Below are 26,103 nucleotides of genomic sequence, written 5' to 3' on the forward strand. Positions count from 1 at the left end.
TGATCTGACCCCATAAAGTTGGACAATTAATTAAGCAGCTTCTAAGGACTGAGTTCTGTATTGTACAGGGCTTAGTCCTTTTAATTTAACCTTGATTCTTTCATGGTTGTAATAATGAATGTATTCTTTCACAGTTTTCTCTAATTCCTCAACAGAATTAAATTTTTCACCGTAGAAACATTCTGATTTAAGTATTCCAAAGAAACTCTCCATTGATGCATTATCTAAGCAATTTCCTTTACGAGACATACTTTGGGTTAAACCATTTTCTGCTAGTTCTCGCTGATAATGACGCATTTGATATTGCCATCCCTGATCTGAATGGATGATAGGCTTTTCATGATCTGCAAGCTTCGTAAGTGCATCTTTCAACATATTTTTTACTAACTCATACATTGGTCTACGGTGGGTTTGGAAGGCAATAATTTCCCCATTAAACAAGTCCATAATTGGTGATAGGTAAAGCCTATCTCCTCGAATATTAAACTCGGTTACATCCGTTACCCATTTCTGATTTGGTTTGTCAGCTTTAAATTGGCGCTGTAGTACATTATCTGCAACTTGCCCGATGTCCCCTTTGTAAGAACGATATTTTGCGATTCTAATGCGTGATTTAAGTTTCATTGACTGCATGAGTCTTTGTACACATTTATGGTTAATTGTTAATCCCATATTCTTTAAAGCAAGAGTAATTCTACGATAGCCATACCGACCTTTATGCTTATGATAGATCATCTTAATTTGCTGCTTAAGGTCACTGTATTTGTCGTTAAGCTTTGATCGCTGCTCATGATAAAAGTACGTGCTTCGAGCCATCTGTGATGCACGTAATAGATATTTCAATTTATAGTTTTGCCTTAATTCAGAAATGAATCTTGTAACCGTTGCTGTTCGGCTTGTTCCTGTTCTTTCTGCTTCTGAATCAAGGCTCTCCGCTTTTTTAAATAAGCGTTCTCAGCTCGTAGATATGCAAGTTCTTCTAGTAGCTGTTCTTGGGTTTTGTCTCTATCATTCAGAGCATTTTTGACTTTTTTTATCTTAGGCTTTGGCACGGATTTAGGTCGTCCTTTCGGCTTAGCTTTTAAGCCATCTATACCGTGTTCTTCGTATTGGAGCAACCAACTTAATAACTGTGTGTGTGATTTCAGATTAAATTGATTTGTAGCTTCACGTACAGATAAACCTTGTTCAAGAACAGACTGAATAACTTTAAATTTAAATTCAGGAGTATATACAGTATTTGTGTTTTTCCTGCTCAGACCCTCAGCACCATGATTATTATAATTGGCTACCCATTTAGCAACATCGCTATGATGTATTCCAAATTTATGACTTACTTGGTGTCTGCCAAAACCAGATAAGTAATATTGGACAACCTCAAGTTTAAATTCTTGAGAATATTTAGCCATAGAAAAGCACCCTCCAAGTTAGACTGAATGTGTCCAACTTTCGGGGTGCAGTTCAAAATTGAGCGGTTTTTTTGATTTAAAAGCTTTACTTAGAACTTTTTAAATCCACGGTTAAAACCAGTCGATTTGCGCTGATTACCTGTGTTAGCTGGTGCTTCTTTTTCATCATCACGACGTTGCTGACGTAAGTAACCACCACGGCGTGCTGCCATTGGCTTTTCTGTCATACGTTCGGTGCGACGTTTTGCCATACCAAATAAGCCTGTACCTTGACGTGGTTTTAACTCAACAGATTTTGCCAAGTTGTCGATGTCAGTTTTGTCGAGTTCCATCCAGCGACCAGTACGTAATTCGCGTGGTAAAATGACAGTACCGTAGCGAGTACGCAATAAGCGGCTTACTTTAAGGCCTTGTGATTCAAAAATACGGCGTACTTCACGGTTACGGCCTTCTTTCACCACAACTTGATACCAGCGGTTAATACCTTCACCACCAATTTCAGAGAAAGATTCGAATTTGGCAGGGCCATCTTCAAGCTCTACACCATTGACCATGTTTTGACGTAATTGTGGTGTTACTTCACCCATTACACGTACAGCGTATTCACGTTCAATTTCATTAGATGGATGCATTAAGCGGTTAGCAAGCTCGCCATCGTTTGTAAAAAGTAATAAACCTGTACTGTTAATATCTAGACGGCCTACCATTACCCAACGGTCATTTGCAATTTGTGGTAAATGATCAAATACGGTTGGACGCTTTTCAGGGTCATTACGTGAACAGATTTCACCCTCTGGTTTATAATAAATCAGTACACGACGACGAATTTCATCTTCGATCTGGAACTGAACTTTACGGCCATCAATGCGTAATTCATCGCCTGGTTCAATGCGCTCGCCAACTTGGGCAACGCGGCCGTTCACACTCACGCGTCCTGCGGCAATAACCTCTTCCATATATCGGCGAGAACCTAATCCGATTCGCGCTAATACTTTTTGCAATTTTTCACTCATGACAGCACAACCTTAGACATAATGATCAACAGTCCACCTATTTATGACTTCGGTGCATTTGCATCGAGAGCCATAAATGCTTCCTTGGCGTTCTGCAGGGGAGGCAATTGGCCTAGAGAGGCTAGACCAAAAGCATTCAGAAATTGAGGCGTTGTAATTAGCAACGCAGGTCTTCCGGGTAAATCTCTAAAACCGGCTTCTTTAATCCAGTTCCAGTCAAATAGCGTTCTGAGAATCTGACTATTATTAGATACACCACGAATTTGTTCAATATCAGCACGTGTGACCGGTTGATGATACGCAATGACAGCCAACGTTTCTAGTAATGATGGCGACAGTTTTGTTGGTCGCTCTGGCCAAATCTGCGCAATGATATTGCGATATTTGGATCTTACCTGAAAACGAAAGCCCTGCGCAGTTTCAATCAACTCAATGGAACGGCCATGTTGTAAAAGGGCAAGCTGTTGTAAAAGCTGACGAAGCTGTTGTTTGTTATATTGATTATTAAATGCTTCTTTTAAACGGGCAATTGAGACAGGCGCTTCACTAGCAAAAATAATGGCTTCAAGCTGTAATAAAACTTCATGATGAATATCGGCTAATGACAAATCATTATTATTTTGTTCAAAACTGCTCATATTGAAGACCCTTGAATAGCTAGTGGAGCTTCAACTCCTGTAGCAATAATCTTAATCTTTTGTTGTCGGGTCAATTCTAAAACAGCCATAAAAGTACAACCATTCCCATACGGCCTTGTTGGGGATTAAGTAATTCTTTAAAACTTAACACGTCGCCTGACTCTAATTTCTCTTCAATATAAGCAATACGTTCTTCTAACAGTACAGGCTCTTGCGCAATTGTGTGTGTTACAGGTTCCGGACGGTTAAATACACAGAACAAAGCATCGTGTAATGCTGAAACATCATAACCTTCATAAACAGGTGCAATATGACCTAAGCTTACATTGGCACTGAATGTATCACGGTCAAGAACTGGCATTTGACCTAAACGTTCAGCGGCTTGTTTAATACGTAAATAAGTTTCGAGTCGATCGATAAGATCTTGTTTAGGATCTTTTTCGATGCTTACTACAGTAGGCTTAGGTAAAAGTAAACGAGATTTCAAATCAGCCAATAAAGCAGCCATGACCATATAGTCGGCAGTCAGCTCAATGTTTAAGGATTTCATACTATCCATATAAGCCAAATATTGAGTTGCAATAGGAGCAATATCAAGCTGAATGAGATCAAAACCGTTTTTTTGAATCAGATAAATTAAAAAGTCGAGTGGTCCTTCAAACTGTTCGAGCAAAATCTCAAAGGCAGCTGGAGGAATATAAAGATCCTCAGGAATCGTATCGTGCCACTCATCTAAAACACGGATGTGTGGAACGTCTTCCATGGATTGATGAAGTGATTGGTTCATTACGATTATAAGCCACGCGAATTTTCAAAAGCATGAGACTTGTTTTTCAAGTCAATAAGAGCTGTAGCAGAAGAACAGCAGATAGTGAGAAGCATTCTAAAGGAATTGTGACTTTTAATAAATTGCTTAACGACTAAAGTGTAAAAAAAATCCAAACTAAATAAAGAGTATTTTTTTTCTTGATAATGCTTTTTTTTAAACTATTGGTAAAAAATGAAAAGTAAGTGCTTATTCAAAAGCACTTACATCACCGACACCACGACGAATAATTTCAGGATGCTCACCTGATAAATCGACAATACTCGTGGTTGTTAAAGTACCAAAACCGCCATCAATAAAGACATCAATACGCTTAGCTAATTGATTTTCAATATCGTAAGGATCATCTAGTGGATCTTCTTGCCCCGGTAAAATTAATGTACTGGTGAGTAAAGGTTCACCCAGCTCTTTTAATAAAGCCTGACAAATTGGATTGCTTGGAATACGTAGACCAATCGTTTTCTTTTTAGGGTGCATTAACCTACGTGGAACTTCACTAGTGGCCGGTAAAATGAAAGTAGTGATGGCGGGTGTATTTGCCTTTAATAAACGGTACGTCGCATTATCAACTTTGGCATAAGTCGCGATATCTGATAAATCGCAACACATAATTGCATATTGATGCTTAGGACCTAAACCACGAATCTGGGCAATCCGTTCCATCGCATTTTTATTACCAATCTGGCATCCGATTGCATAGGCAGCATCGGTAGGGTAGACCACAACATCTCCGGCACGAATACGCTCAACCGCTTGTTCAATGAGGCGTTGCTGTGGATTTTCAGGATGTACATGTAAATGCAGCATATTTTAGAGACTCCATCACGCCATTATTAAAAATAGTATTAGACCTTTCAAACTTGTGAAGCAAGTAACTTACGTAGTTTTTTTGTCATTTAATCAAGGAGTTCACGTTTAAATTCATTTAATTGTAATGCTGCACCTGCTCGCGTACATTGGCAAATACATTCAATGAATCTTGCTGCATCGGCAGGCAGCTTTGCTTCACCAGAAAAGTAACGTTGAACTTGGGCATAAACATTATCTTTAAACTTTCTGCCATCTCCACCATCGCCCGTAAGGTTATCTAGCGAGACTCTGAATTTTCTGCCAAAAGACTGTGCAAATAACCATTCAATGGCTTGAGGTTTGATTTCTACTTGTTCAAATAAATCTTGCTGTTCTTTAGTTCTGCCATCTGGCGCATACCAATAACCTAAATCGGGTAATAGGCGACGTTTTGCACCTGCAATCGTCCAATGGCTAATTTCGTGAAGAGCACTATTGAAAAAACCATGAGCAAATTGAATTTTCGCTGGCTCATGATCGTTCGCTGGGAAATATTCTGGTTCAAATTCTCCACGAACTAATGTCACATTATGGTGGGAAAACCAGTGATTAAAGTGTAAAATAAGCCAATCAACTTGCTCAGACTCTAATTTTGAGCTTGGCCATGGTGAGAGTTGCACCACGTCAGGTAAAAGAGGGTTCTGGTGGGTTGAATGGGTGCAAACGAGTAATGAAGTGTTAACTTCAGGTTGCGGCTGCAACAGGTGCATTGCTTAATTTACCCCGAGTTCTGTCTAAAGAAGTACAAAATTGTATCTTAATCTTTGACAGAGTACCGATGAATTTGTAGAATTGCCGCCTTAATTATGTCAGCAAATACCTTTCCGGCACAGATTGAGCCGTTTAAATGGGCTGAACAAGGCTTTACATGGTCAGGTCAACTGCCATTGTCTCGCTTTGCTCGTATTGCTCGTGAAGCTGTTGGGTCAATTGATAACCAATTGATCAACATAGACTGTAAGCTATCAATGGATGCCTATCATCGCATTGTGTGGTTAGATGGTCACATGGAAACAAAAGTTCCAATGGAGTGCCAACGTTGTTTGGAACCTGTTGAAATGCCAATTGTTTCTGACTTTCATATTGCACTTGTAGATGATGAGTCACTGATAGAGCGCTTGGATGAGGATGCTGATTTCATCGTTTTAGGTGAAAGTGAGTCTTCGACAAAAGGTGATTTTGATACACCTGCCTCGATCAACTTACTCGCATTACTAGAAGATGAACTGTTATTGTTGATGCCTTTATCTCCCAAGCATGATGCTTGTGAACATAAACATCAACCTACCATTCAGAACGTTGTCGAAGAGAAACGGGATAATCCGTTTGATGTTTTGGCAGGTTTGAAGGGTAAACTTAACTCATAATTTGTGTTATGATTATGGGATAAGACAACTGAATTTGTTCTGATCCATTTTTTCGATCTTTGTAAGGAGCCATCATGGCCGTTCAGCAAAACCGTAAAAGTCGCTCTCGCCGTGACATGCGCCGTTCACATGACGCTTTAACCGAGAATGCATTAACAGTAGACCAAGCAACTGGTGAAACTCATCGTCGTCACCACGTGACTAAAGACGGTTTCTACCGTGGTCGCCAATTATTCGCTAAAGCAGCTGATGCTGAATAATTGCATGATATGCATTAAGCGTGATGCTTAAGTATAGAAAAAATGGGAGCGAAAGCTCCCTTTTTTTGTTGTTTTTCGCAATTATAAATATACAAATTAAATGTTAAATTTCCGCTCCAGAGAAATGAGTGAAAACCCAAAAAGGATTTCTTATGTCTGCTAAACGTCTTGAACAAGTAGCTTTAGCCACAAAAACTGCATTTGTGTTTCCAGGTCAAGGTTCACAAAAAGTTGGTATGCTCGCTGAACTCGCAGAACAGTTTAGTGGAGTTGGGCAAACTTTTGCCGAAGCTTCAGACGCGCTAGGATTTGATCTTTGGCACATTGCACAAAGTGGTGAAGGTTTAGACCAAACAGAAAATACCCAGCCTGTATTATTAACTGCCAGTATTGCTTTATGGCGTTTATGGTTAGATTTAGGTGGTTTAGCCCCTAAATACCTTGCAGGTCACTCTTTAGGTGAATACAGCGCTTTAGTTGCAGCAGGTTCAATGAGTTTGGCGGATGCAGTTAAGTTAGTTAATTTGCGTGGAAAACTCATGCAAAATGCTGTTCCTCAAGGGGAAGGCGCTATGGCTGCTATTCTTGGTTTAGCTGATGATAAAGTAGTTGAATTGTGCCAGAGCGTGTCTGCATCAGGCCAAGGTTCAGTTGAAGCAGCAAACTATAATTCACAAGGTCAAGTTGTGATTGCTGGTAGTACTGCATCTGTACAGCAAGTTATGGCATTGGCAAAAGAACAATCTGCTAAAGCAATTGCTTTACCGGTTTCTGTTCCATCACATTGTTCATTGATGAAGCCGGCAGCAGAAAAATTTGCAGAAGCTTTGGAACAAACTGCCATTGAGCTACCTACCATTCCTGTAATACAAAATGTCAACGCGGAAATTGCTACCGATGTTGCTCAATTACGTCAGGCTTTAACAGCACAATTGTACCAGTCTGTACAATGGACACGTACCATGCAGTCTCTACAAGACCAAGGTATTCAGTACATTGTTGAGTGTGGTCCAGGTACAGTATTGAGTAATCTCGCAAAGCGTTTACCAAATATTGAAAAAGCTTTTTCTATTGATAGTAAGAGCAAAATGGAAGATGCCCTAAATGCTGTTTTAGTGGCAGAAGGAAAAATTGCATGACACAAGAACGCAAAGTTGCATTAGTAACGGGCGCGAGTCGGGGCATTGGCGCTGCAATTGCCCAGCAACTTATTCAAGACGGTTATTTTGTCGTAGGTACTGCGACTTCTGAATCTGGTGCACAAAAGCTAACTGATAGCTTTGGTGAACAAGGTGCAGGTTTGGCTCTCGATGTGCGTAATCTCGATGAGATTGAAGCAGTCGTGTCTCATATTGAACAGAACTATGGTCCTGTACTTGTTCTCGTTAACAATGCAGGTATTACGAAAGACAATTTGTTGCTTCGTATGTCGGAAGATGATTGGGATGACATCCTCAATATCCACCTTAAAGCCGTTTATCGTTTATCTAAACGTGTACTTAAGGGTATGACGAAAGCACGTTTTGGTCGCATTATTAATATCAGTTCTGTTGTAGCTCACTTTGCAAACCCAGGCCAAGCGAACTATTCTGCTGCTAAAGCAGGTATTGAAGCATTTAGCCGTAGTCTTGCAAAAGAGATGGGTAGCCGCCAAATCACTGTAAACAGTGTGGCACCAGGTTTTATTGCAACAGAAATGACAGATGCACTTAGTGAAGACATTCGCAAAAAAATGAGTGATCAAGTAGCTTTAAATCGCTTAGGCGAGCCACAAGATATCGCAAATGCGGTGAGTTTCCTTGCAAGTGATAAAGCAGGTTACATTACCGGTACGGTATTACATGTAAATGGTGGTTTATACATGGCCTAACGCCGATGTATAAACTTTTAAAAATTTTTATATTCAATTAAACTAGTGGCAAATCAAACGCCACAAGCAATGAGGAGAATTCCTGTGAGCGATATCGAACAACGCGTTAAACAAGCGGTTGCAGAACAACTTGGTCTTAAAGCTGAAGAGATTAAAAACGAAGCATCTTTCATGGATGACTTGGGTGCTGACTCTTTAGATTTAGTTGAACTTGTTATGTCTTTCGAAAATGACTTCGACATCACTATCCCTGATGAAGATTCAAACGAAATCACTACAGTTCAATCTGCAATTGACTATGTAACTAAAAAACTTGGTTAATTCGCATATTGCTGATTAAAAAAGAAGGCCACCGTAAGGTGGCTTTTTTTATACGAGTCAGATAATTGATGGAGATACATATTTTTACAAGATCAACCTCAATTGATAGCAGAGGTGTCTCTTTTTTCAAGTATAACAATAAGGGTCAGTTTAATGACTTTACTATAAACAATAATATGAGGACTAAAAAATGGGTCTTTTTGATTTTGTAAAAGGTATTGGTAAGAAAAATACCGCGCCAGCAGAACCACAAGCAGCTCCAGCAACACCAGCAGAACCTTCTGCACAAGAAATTGCGAATAAATTATTGGGATTGATTAAAAGCTTAGGCCTTGGGGTGGAAGGCTTATCTGTAACATATAATGGCTCAACTGACACTGCTATTATTAAAGGGCAAGTCCAAAGCCAAGCAGATAAAGAAAAAATCATTCTTATTGTGGGCAATGTGGATCATGTGGCACAAGTAGATGACCAGATGACTGTTGCAACTCCTGAGCCAGAAAGCAAATTTTATACAGTGAAATCTGGCGATAATCTTTCAAAAATTGCCAAAGAGTTTTATGGTGATGCCAATCAATATCAAAAAATCTTTGAAGCGAATAAACCAATGCTGAAAGATCCAGATGAGATTTTTCCAGGACAAGTTTTACGTATTCCTCAGTAATAGGAATATAAAAAAGGCGCTTTAAGCGCCTTTTTTATTTATTGGTTAAAACCGTTTTGGAATCTTTTGTCCATTGGGTACAGGTGTTTCAGCATTTTTTAAAACACCAAATAACCATGTTTCTGCATGTTGAACTGCAATTTTTAAAGAGTCACCTAGAGCTAAACGACCTGCAATAAAACTCGCTAATGAACAACCTGAGCCATGATACTCACCTTCAAGGCGCGGACATGTACTACTTGCTGCAAGCTCGCCATCAATATATAAACTATTTTTAATAAAGTCAGGTGTGTCTTCATGTCCACCTTTCACCAATACGGCCTTGGCACCCATTTCAAATAACTTTTGGGTTGCTTGATCTAAGTCGGTAACGCCTGTTAAAGCGCGCAATTCAACTGTATTTGGAGTAATGAGTGTCGCTAGAGGAATAAGCTCCACAAATGCTTTAACTAAAGTTGCTTGGTCTCCTAACGAACCGCCACTGTTTGCAACTAAAACAGGATCAAGTACATATTGATAGTCAGGATGAGCACGTAAAAATTCGGCTAGAGCCGCAATATTATCGGTAGTGCCTAGCATGCCAGACTTAACACATTTAATGGGTAAATCGCCTACAACAGCATTTGCTTGGGCTAATAATAGTTCTTTTGAGGTTGCTTCGAAGCCAAATACTTGTTGAGAATTCTGAATGGTGAGGGCTGTACATGCAATTGCTGCATGCGCACCACTTTGTCCAATCGCTTCAATATCGGCTTGTAAACCTGCACCACCTGAAGGGTCTAAACCCGAGAAACAAAGTACGGTTGGACGCACGGTTATTTCCTTTTCAATTTAAATTTACGTTAGTATAAGAGAGTTTAATTAAACTCTCGACCAATTGAATTAAATACTTTACTGGGTTAGTGATTGAATGGCTATAAAACATATTTTGATTGATTTAGATGGAACCTTAACAGACCCTAAAGTTGGTATCCATACATCAATTCGTTATGCAATGGATAAGTTAGGTTATCCATTAGCTGCCGATTTAAATATTGATTGGACGATTGGCCCACCTTTAAAAGCGTCATTAGCAAAATTATTAGCTACTCAAGATGATGCACTAGCTGAGCAAGCTTTACTTGCTTACCGTGAGCGTTTCTCGGTGATTGGTTTATTTGAAAATGAAGTATACCCATCTGTTGCGGAAACACTTAAGGCCTTAAAAGCAGAAGGGTATCGGTTGTTCGTTGCTACTGCTAAACCAACGATTTATGCAAAACGAATTTTAGATCATTTTGAATTAAGCCAATATTTTGTACAAATTTACGGTAGTGAATTAACGGGTGAGCGGACCAATAAAGCTGAGCTTATCCATTATATTCTTGAACGTGAGCAATTAAACCCAGAAGAATGCTTGATGGTGGGTGATCGTCAATATGATGTTTTAGGCGCCCGTCATAATGGTATTGAAGCGGTAGCTGTGACTTATGGTTATGGGACACCAGAAGAACTTACTCAAGCACAACCTAAAGCAAAGATTACAAAATTTTCTGAACTTTTAGATTATGTTGAAGAACAGGCCGCACAAAAGAAAGTTTCTTAAATTTCAAGAATTATAATTTAGAGGTTTGACCTGCAAGTGAACAAGTCAAACCTTTTTATTTATTTTTAAATACCGTGTTGTTGACGATATTGTACAAGCTCTTCAATTGTAATCACGGTTAAATGATGAGTTTGAGCATATGCTAAAACTTGAATTCCTGATGCCATTGTCCCATCCGGATTGGTTAATTCGCATAACACTCCAGCAGGTTTTAAACCAGCTAATCTTGCTAGATCAATAGTCCCCTCCGTATGACCTCGACGGGTAAGCACGCCACCATTACGTGCACGTAATGGGAAAACATGGCCTGGACGGTTAAGATCACTTGCAACAGCACCATCTTTAATAGCAGTTTTAATTGTGGTTACACGGTCTTTAGCAGAAACGCCAGTGGTAACGCCTTGAGCAGCTTCAATAGTCACTGTAAATGCAGTATGAAACTGACTTGAGTTTTGAGAAACCATTGGTGGAAGTTCAAGATGATCAGCTAACTCTTCAGTAAGGCATAAACATACAATACCTGAGCCATCACGAATCATACATGCCATGGTCTCAACAGTTAGGGTTTCCGCTGCAACAATTAAATCTGCTTCATTTTCACGGTCGAAGTCATCCATCACCAAGACAGGTTTGCCTTGACGGATATCTTCTAATGCTTGTTGGATGCGTTGCTCAGCAGGAGAGAGGGCTGAGAAAAAAAGTTCTGGTTGAATTAAACTAGACATAATGAAACGCTCTCGTAAGAATACGGTTGAACATTTCAGGACTGATGCAAAAACAGGCTGGTACTGAAATAAAACGGATTTATTCCAGTTCGTCGTCTTCTTTCATCCGGACTATACCGTCGGCTTTGGAGTTTCACCAAATCTGCTCAAATTACATAATTTAAGCTCGTGGGCTTGTTAATCTAACAATAAAAATTAACTTTACCACCGGTGGGGAATTACACCCCGCCCTGAAGCGATGGGTTTTATTATAGCGCGCTTGGCAAAATTGGCTAGATGCTTTTGTAGAATGCTAAGTCTCTTTATGAATAAGTATTTTCATAAATTGAAATAGGCTTTTTAACAAGAGCTTACTTGTTGAGCTTAAAAGTGAATGTTATGTTTTTTCTAGAAAATTATAAATAAAACAGGTGTTTCATGCAGATAAGAGATTATTATCCTTTTAGGAATACTTTATTTATTCAGCATCTCCATATTTTCAGTTATGTATTTATGGCGCTCAGTATTCTGTACTTAATTGCTGCTAATTGGTTGATGCTTCCAGATAGCATTCAACTCATTATTCCACCTGTTATATTACTTATGACAGCTTGGGTGAGTATCAAAAAGACTTTAAGTGAGGGAGTAAGGCAAACTTTACATGGCATCTGCGGCTTAATGGTCGGTTTGAGTTTGGCTGTAATTGGGCAAGTTTATCAAACTGGTGCAGACAGTTATTTACTTTTCTTGATTTGGACTTTGCTTTTATTGCCGTGGCTATATCGACCAAATATTGGAATCTTTGCTTTAATTTGTATTACAAGCCAACTCACCCTATTTTTATTTTTTAAACAGACTTTCTGGGCAGAAAAATTTCCCTATCTTTATCTTTTTGCTCTAAATCTATTCAGTCTTGTGCAGTTTTGGATCTGTCAAAAGAAATATACGGCTTTACGTTTTATTTTTATTGCTTGGTTTGCTGTTATTTCAATAACAGGAATGATTCAATTCCTATCAAGTGAAAATTTACCTTATCTGATCTCGGCTTTTTTTCTAGGAATCATCGCTTTTTATTATTTTTTTAATAAAGATGATCAGTTGTGTGCCAGTTTAATGGCTGCTGTTCTTGGTGTGACGGCTACCATATGGCTTGTGGATGGTATTAATCAACTATTTAAAGATTCTAATGAGTTCATCTTTTTATTGATCGCGGGGATTATTTTTACTTGGTTTGCACTCATTAGTTATTTCTTAATCAAGATTTTCCGTCAAAGCCGTTTTTATATCATTCCTTTGGCAATTGGTGCTTGGCTTGCTGGTCTAGCGCTTGCAGCATTTACTTTGGTGTTTTGGGAGACTATTTCCTTAATTATTGGAATCATCTTTGTTGCTGTAGCTATAACTTTACTAACAAAATCGCAAAGTTATTTCATCCGGCAGTTTGCATATTGTTTATTTGTGAGTGGACAGACTGCTTTTTTATTCCATCTTGGTTCTGAAACAGATCAAGTTTTATGGGTATTGATTGCCCAGATCTTTATTTTATGTATTAGTTATTTTCTTAAGCCTCACTGGTTCTTTATTTTAATTCAAATGCTTGCAACTTATGGTATAGCAGTAATCTATCTACTACAAATGGATCATTCATTATGGTCCTTAAACTCTACTCAGACTTATGTAAATTTAGTCTTACTTAACTATTTGGTTTTTAGCTCGGTACTACTGATAGGAAGTAAAGCGGTCGTATCGTATAAGCGGAGTATCTTCTTATGTACGCTCGTTGTAATTTGGGTGAGTTCATTCTTTGATACCTTTATAGGATTAGCACTTGTTGATTCGGCTGATCAGTCACTATGGTTCCTTTATGCATTGCCGTGCGTATGGTTATTATGCTTTAGTTTTTTCTATCTCTATCGGCAACTTCACGGTATAACTTTTTTTGCCTTTTTAGTTTTTGGCATATTACTTATTGCACTCGGCTATTTTGAAGTATTCATCTTATTTGTTATTTTGACATGGGCTTTAAAAAATAAAGATCGCATTGTTTATGGTGTTACGCTCGTAGTATTTGCCTTTGTGCTTTGGCAACTTTATTACAGTTTACAATTAAGTTTTTTAGCTAAAAGTGCCTCAATCTTGGTGTCAGGCATTATATTGCTGGCTCTATATGGGCTACTTATGAAAGAAGCTAAAATTAATTTTATTGAGGGGGGAAAGTAATGAAAAAGCATTTCTCTCTTATGCTTGCAGTAGTCACTGTATTATTTTTTGCAGGTTTAGTCATGAAAAATGAATGGCACCTGCATCAGAGTAAAAGTATTTTTATTAAGCTGAAACCAGTTGATCCCCGTTCTATTCTACAAGGAGACTACATGGCGTTGGCTTATGAATTAAATTTACAATCTCTCAAAGCTCTGACAGGAAGTGAAAGTGAAGCTTTAGATCAGGTGATTTTTAATCATGCTTCTGTTCCAGCAAAAGTTATTTTAGATTCACGAAATCGAGTAATCCGTACTATTTTAGACCCTAACTCTTTATCTAATGAGCAGAATTTAATTTTAAAAAATCCGGACAATCACTATCAATCTTTGTACCCAGCTTCTCGCAGTTTCTTATTTGCCGAAGGCTTAGCTCATTGCTATGAGAAAGCGAAATATGCTGAATTTAAGGTAAATGCAAAAGGAGAGGCGATTTTATTTGATTTACGTGGAGAAGAGCTACAGTCTCTAAATTGTAAGCAGCAACAGAGCTGGTGGAAGGGAACTGCCAGAAGTTTATAAAGTCTTATAAAAAAAGCCCGTATTTACGGGCTTTTTATTATTTTTAAATCTTTAATTAGGCAACTTGCACCGGAATACAGTTCGCTGTGTGATTGACTGTGTTATCTGGGTTCGCATATACCAAGCGTGGTTTATGGGTATTTGCTTCAGCTTCTGTGAAATCACCAAAAGTAGCAATAATAACTAAATCGCCCACATCTGCTTGGTGAGCAGCGCCGCCATTTACTGAAATAATGCCAGAGTTATCTTCACCACGAATTGCGTAAGTTGTGAAGCGCTTGCCATTAGTTACGTTCCAAACGTGGATTTCTTCGTATTCACGAATACCAGCTAAGTCCATCAATACGCCATCAATTGCACAAGAACCTTCATAGTGAAGTTCAGCATGGGTTACAACTGCACGGTGAATTTTGCATTTTAATAAACGAGATAGCATGGCTAGCGTCTCCTGAGTAGACCTAAGATGAAGATCTTATGGTGAAATCTTTCGCCTTTGCCGCCGGCTAGGTGGCTGATGCGCATTTTGCTCCTAAAAAAGCAAGATAGCAAGCTTGATTGTTCAACAATTTAAGCTGGTTTATACGCATTAATTTGATTCATGGCCTGTGGTACTTGCCCTTGAACAAGTAACTTTACTTTAGAGAGAGCATGATCAATTGCTCCATCCATCAGGCTTTGTTCACTACTTGGTGCTTTCCCGAGCACATGTCCAGAAACTCTTTCTTTTGAGCCAGGATGTCCAATACCAATACGTAAACGATGAAAATTTGGGCCAATATGCGGGACAATATCACGTAAACCGTTATGACCGCCGTGTCCACCGCCTGTTTTGAGGCGAATTACACCAGGGTTCATATCAAGTTCATCATGAGCAATCAGAATTGCTTCAGGAGCAATTTGATAGAACTTTGAGAAAGGAACAACACTTTGTCCGGAACGATTCATATAAGTCATAGGTAGAAGTAAGCGAACATCATGCCCTTCTATATTACCACGACCACTGATTCCGTGAAATTTTGGATCATTTTTTAATGTAATGCCATATTTATCTGCAAGCTGTTCGACGAACCAGAAACCTGCATTATGGCGGGTTTGGGCATATTCTGAACCAGGATTGCCCAAACCAACAATTAGCGAAATATTTGACACTAATCTACGCCTTTAAACACTTATGCGCGTTTGAAGTCAGCGTGCATAGGAGTGTTTTTAGCTGGGTGACGTTGTAACGCTTGGATTTTAACGTTTTCAACTTTGTCACCTACTTTGATTTCAACAACTTCTTCAAAGAAAGCGTTGCTTTCTAAAGCTTTTACAAGCTCACGAAGTTCTAAAGTAACTGCTACAGGCTCAGCGTTACCACCGTAGATGATAGCTGGAACTAAAGATTCGCGACGAAGGCGGCGGCTCGCACCTTTCCCTTGTTTGTCTTCAGCACGCGCTTGAGCGTTTAATACGAAGTTTGCCATGAGATAAATCCTCATTAAAGATTAAATAAACTAAACTTGCGACCAGTTTAGTGATAGAAAACCCCAGCCAAAGCTAGGGTTAAGAAAAAAGCTGCAATATTATAAACTATCGAACATCGCGCTGATAGACTCTTCGTTATTAATACGACGAATCGTTTCAGCAACCATGCTGGCAACAGAAACTTGGCGAATTTTGCCTAAGTTTAATGCTTCTTCAGAAAGAGGAATTGTGTCAGTTACAACTAACTCATCAATAACAGAGTTACGTAAGTTCTCAATTGCTTTACCTGAAAGTACAGGGTGAGTTGCGTAAGCAACAACACGACGTGCACCGAATTGTTTAAGCGCATCAGCTGCTTTACACAATGTACCAGCTGTATCAACCATGTCGTCTACGATAACGCAATCACGATCTTTTACGTCACCAATCAAGTGCATAACTTGCGACTCGTTGGCTTTTTGACGACGTTTGTCGATGATTGCTAAATCGATATCACCCATCTGTTTAGCAACGGCACGAGCACGTACAACACCGCCAACGTCAGGAGAAACCACCATAAGGTTGTCATGTTGTTGTTGACGTAAGTCAGCAAGCAAAGCAGGAGTACCGTAGATGTTGTCGACTGGAATATCGAAGAAGCCCTGGATTTGGTCAGCATGTAAGTCAATCATTACGACACGGTCAATACCAACAGTGGTAAGCATGTCTGCAACAACTTTCGCTGTGATCGGCACACGTGCAGAACGTGGACGACGGTCTTGGCGAGCATAACCAAAATAAGGGATAACAGCAGTAATACGACCAGCACTTGCACGACGCAAAGCATCTGCCATAACCAAGATTTCCATAAGGTTGTCATTGGTTGGAGCACAAGTAGGCTGAACGATAAATACGTCTTTACCACGAACATTTTCAGTAATTTCTACTGAAATTTCACCATCAGAGAACTGACCGACTGATGCAGCACCTAGAGGGATATGTAAGTGACTTACGACTTTTTGAGCGAACTGTGGATGAGCATTTCCACTAAAAACGACAAGATTGGGCATGAAGCACCCTTGGCGGTTGGTATGTAATGAAGTAGATGGCAGGGGCGGCTGGATTCGAACCAACGGATGGCGGGATCAAAACCCGCTGCCTTACCACTTGGCGACGCCCCTAATGCGGCAGAACTTTAATATTTTTGCAATGCAATGTCAAGGTTAATCAACAAAAAGCAAGGCAATTAAGTCTGTCTTTTAAATAAGAGAATGGCAGGGGCGGCTGGATTCGAACCAACGGATGGCGGGATCAAAACCCGCTGCCTTACCACTTGGCGACGCCCCTAAATTCGATGCTGTATTAAGATGGCAGGGGCGGCTGGATTCGAACCAACGGATGGCGGGATCAAAACCCGCTGCCTTACCACTTGGCGACGCCCCTAATACAATCATCATTACAGGTGGAAAATGGCAGGGGCGGCTGGATTCGAACCAACGGATGGCGGGATCAAAACCCGCTGCCTTACCACTTGGCGACGCCCCTAACTTGCAACTTTAAAATGACGTAAAGGAGATTCTTTTAAACTATGTACCAAGTAAGCTTTACATGGTGCATGTTTAAGAATGTCATCAACATTCATTTCATCGGTTACCTCAGCAAAAACACAAGCACCTGTACCTGTAAGCTTTGCATGACCAAACTGGTCGAGATATTGCATTGCTTCTTCAACTTCAGGGTATAACTCTCTAGCCAGAGGCTCAAAGTTATTTCCGAAATTAGAAGGTTCTAACTGATAGGCGCAAAATGTAGTGGGCTTAGAATCTCTTGTCAATGTTTTTTGTGAAAAAAGCAGTTGAGTGCTGATAAAACAATCAGGTTTTAAAACAATGAATTGTTTTTGATCTAAGTCTATGAATGATAAATGTTCACCAATCCCTTCAGCCCATGCATTTAACCCATAAATAAAAATTGGAACATCGGCACCAAGCTTGACACCGAACTGAGCTAATTGTTCTTCAGTTAGACCACATTGCCATAATTGATTTAAGACAATAAGCGTCGTTGCTGCATTGGAAGAACCGCCACCTAAACCGGCACCCATCGGAATATTTTTTTCAATTTTTATATGGAGTCCGCAAGGATTTTGAGCGTGAGGGCGTAATATCTGTGCCGCCCGATAAATCAGATTTTGCTCAAGTTGAACCTCACCTAAACCTTCAATCTGAATCTCATCTTCAGATATAGGCGTAAATGTCATCCAGTCATATAAATCAATAAGTTGGAAAATGGTTTGTAGTTCATGGTAACCATTTTCACGACGTCCTGTGATATGCAAAAACAGGTTGAGCTTAGCTGGAGAAGGTACTCGAATCATAGATTTATATAATAAGGATTAGCGGTTTTGGATCACCATTGTAATACGGTTTTCTTTATCTTCAGCAAGAGCCTGCTTTAAAACCAGTTTATTTGGTAGAGTTTGTTCACCATCATAACTAAAATTAACTGTCCAGCCATCTTCGATGAGTTGGCTCACACGATTTGCATTATCTTTACTAATTTGAGCATTTAAAGTTGCAGGTTTCGCTAAAATCCAACTGGTTAAATGAGTAATTGGTGCTTGCCAGCCAGTTGCACGCTCTAAAAGTTCTTCAGGAGATGCAGCCGTAATCAGTCCAGTTTTAGCACTGTTTAGAGTAACTTCACCAGGTTTACCCTGAATTTGTGTTTTTCCAACACCTAAAATACCGCTTAATTCGATATCGAAATTGTCTTGCTGTTGAATCCATGTAAAGAATGCACTACCAGTTTGTTGGGGGGTGCGTACTCCAATTTTACCTTGTAAATTGAAGTGTTTTTCGTCTTGTACTTGGTGGGTAACTGCAGCTTTAGGTTGAGTAAAATGCTGACAACCGGTTAAAAATAAAACACTTGATCCACAGATCGCTGTGCACAGTTGGGCAAGTTTGCTCATAAATTTAACTCTTTTTTGCAGATGTAGGTAAAATTAACGCATCAAGTTGTTGTAATTGTGGATCATTTGCGTGCTTTTGTTTCAGTTGTTGTAACACGGCACTGAACTGAGTTAATGATCCTTGCATATAAAGTGCCTTAGCGTAACGAATGCCAATATTTATGTTATGACTTAGTTCATATGCTTTGCCTAAAGCTTCCGCAGCCGCTTCATAATCATTTTGTAAAAATGCGATATAGCCTAGCGTATCCAGAATAGAAGCTTGTTCAGGGGCATATTCTAAAGCCTGTTCAGCATATTGACGTGCTTCCTTAAGCCTACGATTTTGCAAAGCTAATGTATAAGCATAGGCGTTTAGATACGTTGGGCTATTGGGTTCTAACTGCAATAATTGTTTGAGTGTTTTATCGAGTTTATCGCGGTCAGTATAAGGGTCTAATAATAAAACTTCTGCATAGATGAGTTCCGGATCATCTGGTAAGTTTTTGATCGCTTCATCTAATAAGTTTAATGCAGCTTTTTTATTGCCCATCTTCTTCAAAATTTCAGCTTGAGCTTGGTAGAGAAAGCTTGCATGCTGAGGATAATTGACTCGCTCTTGGGTTAAAAAGCGTAAAGCATCGTGTAGGTTTTCTTGTTTATCATAGATTGCAATGAGATTGCGTCTTGAAACAATATACAAACTACCATCGACTAAACGGTAGTAAGCTTTAGCAGTTTCATAATGTTGTTTTCTTTCAGCATTAATCGCTAAGTAGTAATACGCCTCATTTTGATATTTTGCAGAGTTGCGTAAATCAACCAGATATTGTTCTGCTTTGTCATATTGCTTAAGGTCAATACTGGTTAAACCAGCAATAAATAAAGCCTCTTCAGCATGAGGATTGCTTTCAATAATTTTCTCTAATTTTTCAAGAGCAAGCTGGGGTTGATTAATCTGGATGAGGTAACGTACTTCGGCTAGGCGAATATCTAGGTTTTTCTTATATTTAAGGCTTGATTTTGCATACCATTTTAAAGCGCCTTCCTGATCACTGAGTGCGATTAGTAAATTGGCTTTCATTAAGATAAAGCTGGTCACTTTAGGGCGACGGCGTAGTGCGCGATTAATGGTACTTAAGGCTGGTTCTAACTGACCATTTTGTGCTTCTAGGTTGGCAATAAGCGCTAAGATGGATGGGTTGTCTTTCTCTGCACTAGAACGTAAAGCGGTTAATAAAACTTCTCGATCCTGTGCATTTTCAGGTGCAATGCTTGCCAAAATTTGTTCAAGATCGGCAGTTGGATCTATTTTTAAAATTTTATCTAAAGTCTCGGCAGCAAGCTGATATTCATGTGTTTTTAGCGCAATATGCGATAAATAAAATAAAGCAGGGACATCTTTAGGCTCTTGAACAACCCAATGTGTTGCAATATTTAATGCAGCTTGTAAGTCGTTATATTCAAGTGCAACGTCTAATGCACGCTGTTTAATTGTTGTTGAGTTGCTTTTTATCGCAAGCACTGTGTAATTGTGCAGTGCTGTGGGAATATCGTCATAAGCTAAGGCAAATTCAGCAACCATACTCTGCTGTAAAGCCTGATCAAATGAATGCACGGCATAGGTCTCTTGCACTGGACGTGCATAGACATATGAGGACATGCTACCTAACAATAAGAATGTGGTAGAATACTGTCTTATCGAAGCACCGTTAAAATTAATACGGCTATTCATTTGACGCAATTTTTATTGATCCAAAGTAATGCTTTTTATGACACCGATGTTGCACAATAGCATAAATTTAGCGAAATGATGATCTGATATGTCTTTCTTTGCATTGGGTGTCAACCATCAAACAGCTTCTGTAGAACTCCGCGAGCAAATTGCTTTCAATGCAGAGCGATTAAGTAATTTGCTTGCCGAACAACGTCATCACGAGTCTTTAAAAGACTTAGTGGTTGTCTCAACGTGTAACCGTACAGAAGTCTACGCCATGGCGGAAGATGCCGAAAGCCTTCTGAAATGGTTAGCCGATGCCAATAATATTGATGTAAAGCAGTTAATTCATCATGTTTATCGTTACGAAAATGCTCAAGCCATCACACATTTAATGCGTGTAGCAAGTGGTTTGGACTCACTCATGTTGGGCGAACCGCAAATTTTAGGGCAGGTGAAAAGTGCTCTAGCATTGTCTAAAGAAGCGCAAACAGTTTCTCCAGAATTAAATAGTGTATTTGAGTACGCTTTTTACGCCGCTAAACGTGTGCGCTCTGAAACAGCTGTAGGTAGTCATGCTGTTTCAATGGGTTATGCAGTTGCCCAGCTCGCTTTACAGGTTTTTAGTAAACCTGAAAAACTAACGGTTATGGTGGTTGCTGCTGGCGAAATGAACAGCCTTGTTGCCAAGCATTTAGCTGAAATGGGCGTCGCCAAGATGATTATTTGTAATCGTAGCCGTGAACGCGCCGATCAATTGGCCCAAGAAATTGCACATCAAGTTGAAGTTGAGATTATTGATTTTTCAGATTTGGCTGAGAATCTATATCGTGCCGATGTTGTTTCAAGTTGTACGGGTAGTTTGCATCAGGTTATTGCTTATGCAGATGTCAAAACTGCATTAAAAAAACGCCGTTATCAGCAAATGTTAATGGTCGATTTAGCTGTACCGCGTGATATTGACCCTAAAGTAGAGTCGCTTGATGGAGTGTATTTATACGGCGTAGATGATCTACAAAGTGTGATTGATGAAAACTTGGCTCAACGTCGTCAAGCGGCTGTTGAAGCTGAGGTGATGGTTAATCAGCTAGCCACCCAGCTAATTACGCATCAAAAAGTCAAAGAGGCGGGCAGTACAATTCATGCTTATCGCCAACATAGTGAAGAAATTAGCCAGCGAGAGCTTACCCATGCATTAGAGGCTCTGCATCATGGTGGAAATCCTGAGCAAGTGTTGCAGCAATTTGCCCATCGTTTGACGCAAAAACTAATACATCCGACCTCTATGTTGTTGCGTGAAGCTGCAAAAGCAGAGAGCCCAGACTATTTTGAATGGTTACAGCAGCATTTACAGGATGTATTTGATCATGAACGAAAACCCAAACGTTAAGAAAGAAGTCTTAAGCTAATCTGTTTGGTAAGTTCATTGAGTTGTTGTCTTAAGTTTCTTGACTCAACTAATGAGATTTTAGATTTTAGTTTTTGACGTAAATATCTTTCTTGTAAGCCTAAAGCATATTCTTTAGCGAGTTTATCTGCTACTTCCGGTGCTTGAGTTAAGGCTTGAATATTGGTCCTTTGCATAATATCTGCAATTTCATGGCAATAACTGCTACAAGCACCTAAAACATAGTAGGTAGCTAGTTCTTGGTCATCAGGCAATTCGTCAAATATACGGTTTAAAATTGCTAATATTTTAGCCAACAACTCATCTTGCGGAATATAAGCCCGTAATCCTTCAAAATGAATATAAAGAAACGGATGGTGCATCAAAATTGCAATTGCAAAGTCTTCATCTTTCGTTTGAATATTAAAAGATAGGGATGCATCGTGGCTAATTTGTGGAGTGAAGCGCTTACCTAAGCCTAATTTTTCACGGAAAGATTGGGTTAGTAGATAGCGAAAAGACCCTTGTTTTGGCAATAACTCGGTCAATTCTCTTAATTCGCCCATAACAAGACTTTTACCTTCGGGCGTACTAATGTCATGTTGCCCAGTAAGATGAGCAAAAACAAAGTCAGAAAGTAAAGGAGCTTGCTGTAGAAGCTTTTGGAAATTTTCCACCCCTTCACGGCGGATTAAAGAGTCAGGGTCATGGTCATTTGGCAATACAAAGAATTTGAGCTCGCGACCATCATTGAGTAAAGGTAATGCAATTTCTAAAGTTCGGCGTGCGGCCTTTTGACCTGCAGCATCACCGTCAAAAGCAATCGTAATCCGGTTATTTTGTTTAAATAAGATATTAAGGTGTTCGGTATTACTTGCTGTTCCTAAAGTCGCAACTGCACCAGTAATGCCATATTGCTGTAATGCAATGACATCCATATATCCTTCGACCATTAACCAGTCATTTGCTTTTAATTTTCGGCCTTCATATAGCCCATACAGTAATTGATTTTTATGGAATACTTCCGAATCGGGCGAGTTGATGTATTTAGGCTTAATTTCATCATTGAGCGCACGACCACCAAAGCCAACTACACGGCCTTTAGGGTCCCGAATTGGAAAAATAACACGATCACGTAAAAGGTCAAAGTCACGACCACTGTCGCTTGAACGGATGAGACCAAGCTGCTTTAAGCCCTCAATATCATAAGGGAAAGCTTTTTCTAGATGTTGCCAGTCTTCAGGAGCATAACCTAAACGCCAGAACTGAATAGTCTGGTCACTTAAACCGCGTTGCTTAAAGTAATTTTTAGCTTTTTGACTAGTCGGTAATTGATGTTCGTAAAACTGGGCAACATTTTCTAGAAGGTCATATAAATTACCTTCTTGTACTGGCTCATCAAAGCTAAATGGCTGTTCAAACTGGGCAAAGGGATCATCAAAATATACGGGTTCAAACGTATTGTACTGATCTTCTATAGGTGCTTGTGTAGTCGGTTCAGCAACCGTTTTGGGCGGTGTTGATGGTTTTGTAACTTGGCGTGTATAAGACAGTTTTTTATTATCAGTATTATCTTTTGGTAATTCGACTCCCGTATTACTCGATAATTCCTTCATTACATCAATAAAGTTTCGGTTATCAATGTCCATTAGGAAGCGAATAGCGTTCCCGTTCGCCTGACAGCCAAAGCAGTGATAATACTGTTTATCGCGGTAAACATGGAAAGAAGGCGTTTTCTCTTGATGAAAAGGGCAACAACCAGAATAAGTTCGTCCGGTTTTTTTCAGTTTCACACGTTGACCAATCAGATCGACAATATCTGTGCGATCTAAGATCTGATCAATTGTATGCTGTGGAATTGCCATAATTCAGATAACCGTGTTTAAACTAATGATGCGATAGGTCAGATTATTCTGACATGATGAATCGAGATATGCCCGATAAATATTTTACTATTTTATAAAAACAAACAGGCAAGTGATATTACTTGCCTGTTTGTCGGTTATTTTTAAGCTTTTATTGCTTATTGAGCAGCGTCATCTGCTTCGTTATCTGCTGGTGAGGCACTCGGTGCTTCACTCGAAGACGTTGCTGGTGCAATTGTTGCGCCTTCTGCTGCTTTTGGCTCAGGTTTATCTAGTAAACCGAAACTTAAGCGATTAGTCCAACTACGTTCACTTTTTGGTGCTTCAACAGGTGTGTTAGTTGTTTCTTCAGTTTCTTCTTTACCTGAGTTGCCAATTAAACCAAAGCTTACGCGGTTTAGTAGACTACGTTTTGGTTCAGCTTCAGAAGAAGTAGTCGTATCTGGTGTTACAGACTTAGATTCACGACCAAGAATACCTAAGGTTGCACGGTTGATCCAGTTACCTTCTTTACGTGCAGCACGCATGTTGACAGTGCCGTTTTTATTGACAAGGCTCGGATAATTAAGTTTTAAAACTTCGATGTATTGTTGTGAAGTTGCCTTATCACCTAATTGGTCATAGCTATATGCCAAAGTTGCTAAAGCTTCTGGTACTTGAGGTGTTTGTGGGTAGTGTTCAATCACCCATTGTGAACGTTCAGCCGCGGCAATCCATGCTTTACGTTTAACGTTAAAACGCGCTGCATTCATTTCACTTTCAGCAAGCTCTTGCCCAATAAACTTCATACGCTGTGCTGCATCGACAGAATACTGGCTACTTGGGAAGCGACGAATAAGATCAACAAAGTTTTGATATGCAACTTTTAAATAACTCACATCACGGTGAGATTGTTGCAAAGAGGTGTAACGCAACAAGCTATCGTAGTTCATCTCCATATTAGATACGCCACGTACGTAGTAAGCATAATCTACATTTGGATGCTGAGGATTTAAACGAATAAAACGTTCTGCGAGTGCAATCGCACCTTCATAATCTTTTTGCTTAAATTTTGAATAGAGAAGTTCAAGTTGTGCTTGTTGTGCGTATTGTCCAGTTGGATAATAAGTATCAATCGCTTCTAAAGATTTGGTAGCGTCAAGATATTGACCACGATCAAGAGCTTTTTGAGCCTTGTCAAAATATGCTTGTTCACTAGATTGAGGGCCAGTATCGACCACTTCTTTTTTACTTGGATTGCTGCTACAGCCCACAAATGCAGACGCTACACCTAAAGATAAGGCAAGCATCGTAATTTTATAACGTGGTAGCGACATAAAAACTCCTCTGTTATGTTGGGCAATGAGCTACAATTGCGCTATTAAACCACTTTTATCTAAATGATCAAATGACTTCAGCACAATCTTCAAACACAAACTTCTCTGAAACAGACTTCAATTTACTAGAAGATTCTGAGGATGCAGATAACCATACTTCTGATACAACTGCAACACGTTTATCGTTGCAAGTTCAGTTAGATGAAAGCTACTTAGGGCAACGTATCGACCAAGTGGCAGCCATGGTGTGGAGTGAGTTTTCACGCGAAAAACTTAAACAATGGATGAAAGAAGGTCATCTGTTGGTAAATGGTAACATTGTCAAACCTAAATATCGCTGCGAAGGCAATGAAACGCTAACTTTAAATGTTGAGCTTGAAGCACAGACCAACAGTCAACCAGAAAATATTCCACTCGATATTGTTTACGAAGATGAAGATATTTTAGTCATTAATAAACCGGTAGGTATGGTGGTTCATCCTGGCGCAGGTAATACCTCGGGTACTTTAGTCAATGCTTTGCTTTACCATTCACCTAAGTCAGCCGAGCTTTCACGTGCTGGTCTAGTACATCGTATTGATAAAGATACCAGTGGTTTACTAGTTGTTGCTAAAAATCTCGAAGCACAATTTTCTTTGAGTAAACAATTGGGAGATAAATCTGTTTATCGTATTTATGACTTAGTCACTTATGGCAATATTATTGCAGGTGGCACAATCGATGAGCCGATTAAAAGACATCCGGTTGACCGTGTAAAAATGGCAATTTTGCCGGGTGGGCGTGATGCTGTAACGCACTATAACGTGAAAGAGCGTTTTAGAGACTTTACTCGTGTACAAGCGCAACTTGAGACTGGCCGTACCCACCAGATTCGCGTTCACTTTAGTTATATTGGACATGGTTTGGTCGGTGACCAAGTTTATATGAACCGTGTACGTATTCCGGCAGGGGCATCTGAGTTACTCATCGAAACTTTACGCGGTTTTAAACGCCAAGCACTTCATGCAGCTAAATTGGGCTTAAAACATCCTCGTACTGGTGAAGAAATGTTATTCGAAGCACCATGGCCTGAAGATTTTACGCAGTTGGTTAATGTTTTACGTACAGAAAACGCTGCATATTAAGGACTGGTA

27 protein-coding genes, 4 tRNA genes, 1 pseudogene and 1 riboswitch are annotated in these 26,103 nt (G+C 39.6%); of the genes and pseudogenes, 11 read left to right on the top strand and 21 right to left on the bottom strand.

The genetic code is table 11. The features are described 5' to 3' along the window. Positions 1 to 30: 30 nt before the first annotated feature. From MKL62_RS12110 to MKL62_RS12135, 6 genes and pseudogenes are all read right to left on the bottom strand, one after another. A protein-coding gene (locus MKL62_RS12110) for an IS3-like element ISAba45 family transposase (RefSeq protein ID WP_094081405.1) occupies positions 31 to 1,409 on the bottom strand; the annotation gives its coding sequence in 2 pieces (ribosomal slippage) (positions 31 to 935 and positions 935 to 1,409; 1,380 coding nt in all). Positions 1,410 to 1,498: 89 nt separating this feature from the next. Continuing rightward, a complete protein-coding gene (gene rluB / locus MKL62_RS12115) occupies positions 1,499 to 2,422 on the bottom strand; it encodes a 23S rRNA pseudouridine(2605) synthase RluB (RefSeq protein ID WP_001291249.1) in 924 nt (307 codons plus the stop codon). 41 nt (positions 2,423 to 2,463) lie between these two features. Beyond that, positions 2,464 to 3,060, bottom strand: coding sequence for an SMC-Scp complex subunit ScpB (gene scpB / locus MKL62_RS12120; RefSeq protein WP_000093856.1), 597 nt, complete (start codon positions 3,058 to 3,060; stop codon positions 2,464 to 2,466). Next, a pseudogene (locus MKL62_RS12125) lies at positions 3,057 to 3,847 on the bottom strand (segregation and condensation protein A). Before MKL62_RS12125 ends, scpB begins: the two are co-directional and overlap by 4 nt. Before the next feature lie 228 nt (positions 3,848 to 4,075). After that, positions 4,076 to 4,693 (bottom strand): L-threonylcarbamoyladenylate synthase, encoded by a 618-nt coding sequence (locus MKL62_RS12130; RefSeq protein ID WP_000902820.1) that lies wholly within the window; start codon positions 4,691 to 4,693, stop codon positions 4,076 to 4,078. 89 nt (positions 4,694 to 4,782) lie between these two features. Next, positions 4,783 to 5,445: an elongation factor P hydroxylase gene (locus MKL62_RS12135; RefSeq protein ID WP_000550438.1), complete on the bottom strand. Its 663-nt coding sequence runs from the start codon at positions 5,443 to 5,445 to the stop codon at positions 4,783 to 4,785. A gap of 96 nt (positions 5,446 to 5,541) precedes the next feature. Between MKL62_RS12135 and MKL62_RS12140 the strand changes: the two genes are divergently transcribed. The 6 genes from MKL62_RS12140 (at position 5,542) to lysM (ending at position 9,217) form a co-directional block, all read left to right on the top strand. After that, a complete protein-coding gene (locus MKL62_RS12140) occupies positions 5,542 to 6,102 on the top strand; it encodes a YceD family protein (RefSeq protein WP_001275712.1) in 561 nt (186 codons plus the stop codon). Between the two features lie 74 nt (positions 6,103 to 6,176). Further along, positions 6,177 to 6,362: a 50S ribosomal protein L32 gene (rpmF, locus tag MKL62_RS12145; protein WP_000290730.1), complete on the top strand. Its 186-nt coding sequence runs from the start codon at positions 6,177 to 6,179 to the stop codon at positions 6,360 to 6,362. A 152-nt stretch (positions 6,363 to 6,514) separates the two neighbouring features. Further along, entirely contained in the window at positions 6,515 to 7,501 is a 987-nt protein-coding gene (gene fabD / locus MKL62_RS12150; protein ID WP_001274817.1) for an ACP S-malonyltransferase, read from the top strand. Continuing rightward, a complete protein-coding gene (gene fabG, locus MKL62_RS12155) occupies positions 7,498 to 8,232 on the top strand; it encodes a 3-oxoacyl-ACP reductase FabG (protein ID WP_000191300.1) in 735 nt (244 codons plus the stop codon). The genes fabD and fabG overlap by 4 nt, the downstream gene beginning before the upstream one ends. Before the next feature lie 84 nt (positions 8,233 to 8,316). After that, a complete protein-coding gene (gene acpP / locus MKL62_RS12160) occupies positions 8,317 to 8,553 on the top strand; it encodes an acyl carrier protein (protein WP_001279871.1) in 237 nt (78 codons plus the stop codon). Between the two features lie 190 nt (positions 8,554 to 8,743). Continuing rightward, positions 8,744 to 9,217 carry a peptidoglycan-binding protein LysM gene (gene lysM, locus MKL62_RS12165; protein WP_000522216.1) on the top strand — a complete coding sequence of 158 codons (474 nt, stop codon included), beginning with the start codon at positions 8,744 to 8,746 and terminating at the stop codon, positions 9,215 to 9,217. 45 nt (positions 9,218 to 9,262) lie between these two features. Here the strand turns inward: lysM and MKL62_RS12170 are convergent, their stop codons facing one another. After that, complete coding sequence (locus MKL62_RS12170) at positions 9,263 to 10,030, bottom strand: hydroxymethylpyrimidine/phosphomethylpyrimidine kinase (RefSeq protein ID WP_001247940.1); 768 nt, start codon at positions 10,028 to 10,030, stop codon at positions 9,263 to 9,265. 97 nt (positions 10,031 to 10,127) lie between these two features. Here MKL62_RS12170 and MKL62_RS12175 point away from each other — a divergent pair, with 97 nt between their 5' ends. Continuing rightward, a complete protein-coding gene (locus MKL62_RS12175; RefSeq protein WP_000985175.1) occupies positions 10,128 to 10,802 on the top strand; it encodes an HAD-IA family hydrolase in 675 nt (224 codons plus the stop codon). Positions 10,803 to 10,867: 65 nt separating this feature from the next. On the opposite strand, the gene ribB is transcribed toward MKL62_RS12175, so the two are convergent. Continuing rightward, on the bottom strand, positions 10,868 to 11,527 hold the full coding sequence (gene ribB, locus MKL62_RS12180) for a 3,4-dihydroxy-2-butanone-4-phosphate synthase (protein ID WP_005129481.1): 660 nt from the start codon (positions 11,525 to 11,527) through the stop codon (positions 10,868 to 10,870). A gap of 90 nt (positions 11,528 to 11,617) precedes the next feature. After that, a riboswitch (FMN riboswitch) is annotated at positions 11,618 to 11,768 on the bottom strand. A 176-nt stretch (positions 11,769 to 11,944) separates the two neighbouring features. On the opposite strand from ribB, the gene MKL62_RS12185 reads away from it, so the two are divergent. Continuing rightward, on the top strand, positions 11,945 to 13,726 hold the full coding sequence (locus MKL62_RS12185; protein WP_005129478.1) for a DUF2157 domain-containing protein: 1,782 nt from the start codon (positions 11,945 to 11,947) through the stop codon (positions 13,724 to 13,726). Next, positions 13,726 to 14,286 (top strand): GDYXXLXY domain-containing protein, encoded by a 561-nt coding sequence (locus MKL62_RS12190; RefSeq protein ID WP_005129476.1) that lies wholly within the window; start codon positions 13,726 to 13,728, stop codon positions 14,284 to 14,286. Before MKL62_RS12185 ends, MKL62_RS12190 begins: the two co-directional genes overlap by 1 nt. A 55-nt stretch (positions 14,287 to 14,341) precedes the next feature. On the opposite strand, the gene panD is transcribed toward MKL62_RS12190, so the two are convergent. The 11 genes from panD to MKL62_RS12245 form a co-directional block, all read right to left on the bottom strand. Then, a complete protein-coding gene (gene panD, locus MKL62_RS12195) occupies positions 14,342 to 14,722 on the bottom strand; it encodes an aspartate 1-decarboxylase (RefSeq protein WP_005129474.1) in 381 nt (126 codons plus the stop codon). A 131-nt stretch (positions 14,723 to 14,853) separates the two neighbouring features. After that, the gene (pth, locus tag MKL62_RS12200; RefSeq protein ID WP_000065594.1) at positions 14,854 to 15,435 is read right to left on the bottom strand and encodes an aminoacyl-tRNA hydrolase; all 582 of its coding nucleotides are present in this window, start codon (positions 15,433 to 15,435) and stop codon (positions 14,854 to 14,856) included. 20 nt (positions 15,436 to 15,455) lie between these two features. Then, positions 15,456 to 15,752 (bottom strand): 50S ribosomal protein L25, encoded by a 297-nt coding sequence (gene rplY / locus MKL62_RS12205; protein WP_001273421.1) that lies wholly within the window; start codon positions 15,750 to 15,752, stop codon positions 15,456 to 15,458. A gap of 99 nt (positions 15,753 to 15,851) precedes the next feature. Then, positions 15,852 to 16,802, bottom strand: coding sequence for a ribose-phosphate pyrophosphokinase (locus MKL62_RS12210; protein ID WP_001133287.1), 951 nt, complete (start codon positions 16,800 to 16,802; stop codon positions 15,852 to 15,854). Between the two features lie 36 nt (positions 16,803 to 16,838). Beyond that, positions 16,839 to 16,913: transfer RNA gene (locus MKL62_RS12215), tRNA-Gln, on the bottom strand. 91 nt (positions 16,914 to 17,004) lie between these two features. Next, positions 17,005 to 17,079, bottom strand: a tRNA-Gln gene (locus MKL62_RS12220). Between the two features lie 21 nt (positions 17,080 to 17,100). Next, a tRNA-Gln gene (locus MKL62_RS12225) sits at positions 17,101 to 17,175 on the bottom strand. A gap of 27 nt (positions 17,176 to 17,202) precedes the next feature. Next, positions 17,203 to 17,277: transfer RNA gene (locus MKL62_RS12230), tRNA-Gln, on the bottom strand. Further along, complete coding sequence (gene ispE / locus MKL62_RS12235; protein ID WP_000621866.1) at positions 17,276 to 18,109, bottom strand: 4-(cytidine 5'-diphospho)-2-C-methyl-D-erythritol kinase; 834 nt, start codon at positions 18,107 to 18,109, stop codon at positions 17,276 to 17,278. Before ispE ends, MKL62_RS12230 begins: the two co-directional genes overlap by 2 nt. An 18-nt stretch (positions 18,110 to 18,127) precedes the next feature. Further along, a complete protein-coding gene (gene lolB, locus MKL62_RS12240) occupies positions 18,128 to 18,706 on the bottom strand; it encodes a lipoprotein insertase outer membrane protein LolB (protein WP_000039821.1) in 579 nt (192 codons plus the stop codon). Between the two features lie 4 nt (positions 18,707 to 18,710). Further along, the gene (locus tag MKL62_RS12245) at positions 18,711 to 20,420 is read right to left on the bottom strand and encodes a tetratricopeptide repeat protein (RefSeq protein WP_005129468.1); all 1,710 of its coding nucleotides are present in this window, start codon (positions 20,418 to 20,420) and stop codon (positions 18,711 to 18,713) included. Positions 20,421 to 20,508: 88 nt separating this feature from the next. Between MKL62_RS12245 and hemA the strand changes: the two genes are divergently transcribed. Continuing rightward, entirely contained in the window at positions 20,509 to 21,792 is a 1,284-nt protein-coding gene (hemA, locus tag MKL62_RS12250; RefSeq protein ID WP_000007423.1) for a glutamyl-tRNA reductase, read from the top strand. Here the strand turns inward: hemA and MKL62_RS12255 are convergent. Next, positions 21,789 to 23,654, bottom strand: coding sequence for a DNA primase (locus MKL62_RS12255; protein WP_001007229.1), 1,866 nt, complete (start codon positions 23,652 to 23,654; stop codon positions 21,789 to 21,791). The genes hemA and MKL62_RS12255 overlap by 4 nt on opposite strands. A gap of 158 nt (positions 23,655 to 23,812) precedes the next feature. Continuing rightward, the gene (locus MKL62_RS12260; RefSeq protein WP_000056813.1) at positions 23,813 to 24,970 is read right to left on the bottom strand and encodes an outer membrane protein assembly factor BamD; all 1,158 of its coding nucleotides are present in this window, start codon (positions 24,968 to 24,970) and stop codon (positions 23,813 to 23,815) included. Between the two features lie 71 nt (positions 24,971 to 25,041). Between MKL62_RS12260 and rluD the strand changes: the two genes are divergently transcribed. Then, complete coding sequence (gene rluD / locus MKL62_RS12265) at positions 25,042 to 26,094, top strand: 23S rRNA pseudouridine(1911/1915/1917) synthase RluD (RefSeq protein WP_000199621.1); 1,053 nt, start codon at positions 25,042 to 25,044, stop codon at positions 26,092 to 26,094. The last annotated feature ends 9 nt before the right edge of the window (positions 26,095 to 26,103 follow it).

This window comes from Acinetobacter sp. AOR01_HL, from assembly GCF_027855455.1.
Classification (GTDB): Bacteria; Pseudomonadota; Gammaproteobacteria; order Pseudomonadales; family Moraxellaceae; genus Acinetobacter; species Acinetobacter baumannii.

Excerpts from the sequence above, each read along its gene's own strand:
- MKL62_RS12185 (WP_005129478.1), top strand. The coding sequence starts at position 11,945 with ATGCAGATAAGAGATTATTATCCTTTTAGGAATACTTTATTTATTCAG.
- hemA (WP_000007423.1), top strand. The coding sequence starts at position 20,509 with ATGTCTTTCTTTGCATTGGGTGTCAACCATCAAACAGCTTCTGTAGAA.
- fabD (WP_001274817.1), top strand. The coding sequence starts at position 6,515 with ATGTCTGCTAAACGTCTTGAACAAGTAGCTTTAGCCACAAAAACTGCA.
- MKL62_RS12260 (WP_000056813.1), bottom strand. The coding sequence starts at position 24,970 with ATGTCGCTACCACGTTATAAAATTACGATGCTTGCCTTATCTTTAGGT.
- ribB (WP_005129481.1), bottom strand. The coding sequence starts at position 11,527 with ATGTCTAGTTTAATTCAACCAGAACTTTTTTTCTCAGCCCTCTCTCCT.
- MKL62_RS12190 (WP_005129476.1), top strand. The coding sequence starts at position 13,726 with ATGAAAAAGCATTTCTCTCTTATGCTTGCAGTAGTCACTGTATTATTT.
- fabG (WP_000191300.1), top strand. The coding sequence starts at position 7,498 with ATGACACAAGAACGCAAAGTTGCATTAGTAACGGGCGCGAGTCGGGGC.
- MKL62_RS12210 (WP_001133287.1), bottom strand. The coding sequence starts at position 16,802 with ATGCCCAATCTTGTCGTTTTTAGTGGAAATGCTCATCCACAGTTCGCT.
- MKL62_RS12130 (WP_000902820.1), bottom strand. The coding sequence starts at position 4,693 with ATGCTGCATTTACATGTACATCCTGAAAATCCACAGCAACGCCTCATT.
- MKL62_RS12255 (WP_001007229.1), bottom strand. The coding sequence starts at position 23,654 with ATGGCAATTCCACAGCATACAATTGATCAGATCTTAGATCGCACAGAT.
- lysM (WP_000522216.1), top strand. The coding sequence starts at position 8,744 with ATGGGTCTTTTTGATTTTGTAAAAGGTATTGGTAAGAAAAATACCGCG.
- MKL62_RS12135 (WP_000550438.1), bottom strand. The coding sequence starts at position 5,445 with ATGCACCTGTTGCAGCCGCAACCTGAAGTTAACACTTCATTACTCGTT.
- scpB (WP_000093856.1), bottom strand. The coding sequence starts at position 3,060 with ATGAGCAGTTTTGAACAAAATAATAATGATTTGTCATTAGCCGATATT.
- MKL62_RS12245 (WP_005129468.1), bottom strand. The coding sequence starts at position 20,420 with ATGAATAGCCGTATTAATTTTAACGGTGCTTCGATAAGACAGTATTCT.
- MKL62_RS12175 (WP_000985175.1), top strand. The coding sequence starts at position 10,128 with ATGGCTATAAAACATATTTTGATTGATTTAGATGGAACCTTAACAGAC.
- lolB (WP_000039821.1), bottom strand. The coding sequence starts at position 18,706 with ATGAGCAAACTTGCCCAACTGTGCACAGCGATCTGTGGATCAAGTGTT.
- rpmF (WP_000290730.1), top strand. The coding sequence starts at position 6,177 with ATGGCCGTTCAGCAAAACCGTAAAAGTCGCTCTCGCCGTGACATGCGC.
- ispE (WP_000621866.1), bottom strand. The coding sequence starts at position 18,109 with ATGATTCGAGTACCTTCTCCAGCTAAGCTCAACCTGTTTTTGCATATC.
- panD (WP_005129474.1), bottom strand. The coding sequence starts at position 14,722 with ATGCTATCTCGTTTATTAAAATGCAAAATTCACCGTGCAGTTGTAACC.
- rluB (WP_001291249.1), bottom strand. The coding sequence starts at position 2,422 with ATGAGTGAAAAATTGCAAAAAGTATTAGCGCGAATCGGATTAGGTTCT.
- rplY (WP_001273421.1), bottom strand. The coding sequence starts at position 15,752 with ATGGCAAACTTCGTATTAAACGCTCAAGCGCGTGCTGAAGACAAACAA.
- rluD (WP_000199621.1), top strand. The coding sequence starts at position 25,042 with ATGACTTCAGCACAATCTTCAAACACAAACTTCTCTGAAACAGACTTC.
- MKL62_RS12140 (WP_001275712.1), top strand. The coding sequence starts at position 5,542 with ATGTCAGCAAATACCTTTCCGGCACAGATTGAGCCGTTTAAATGGGCT.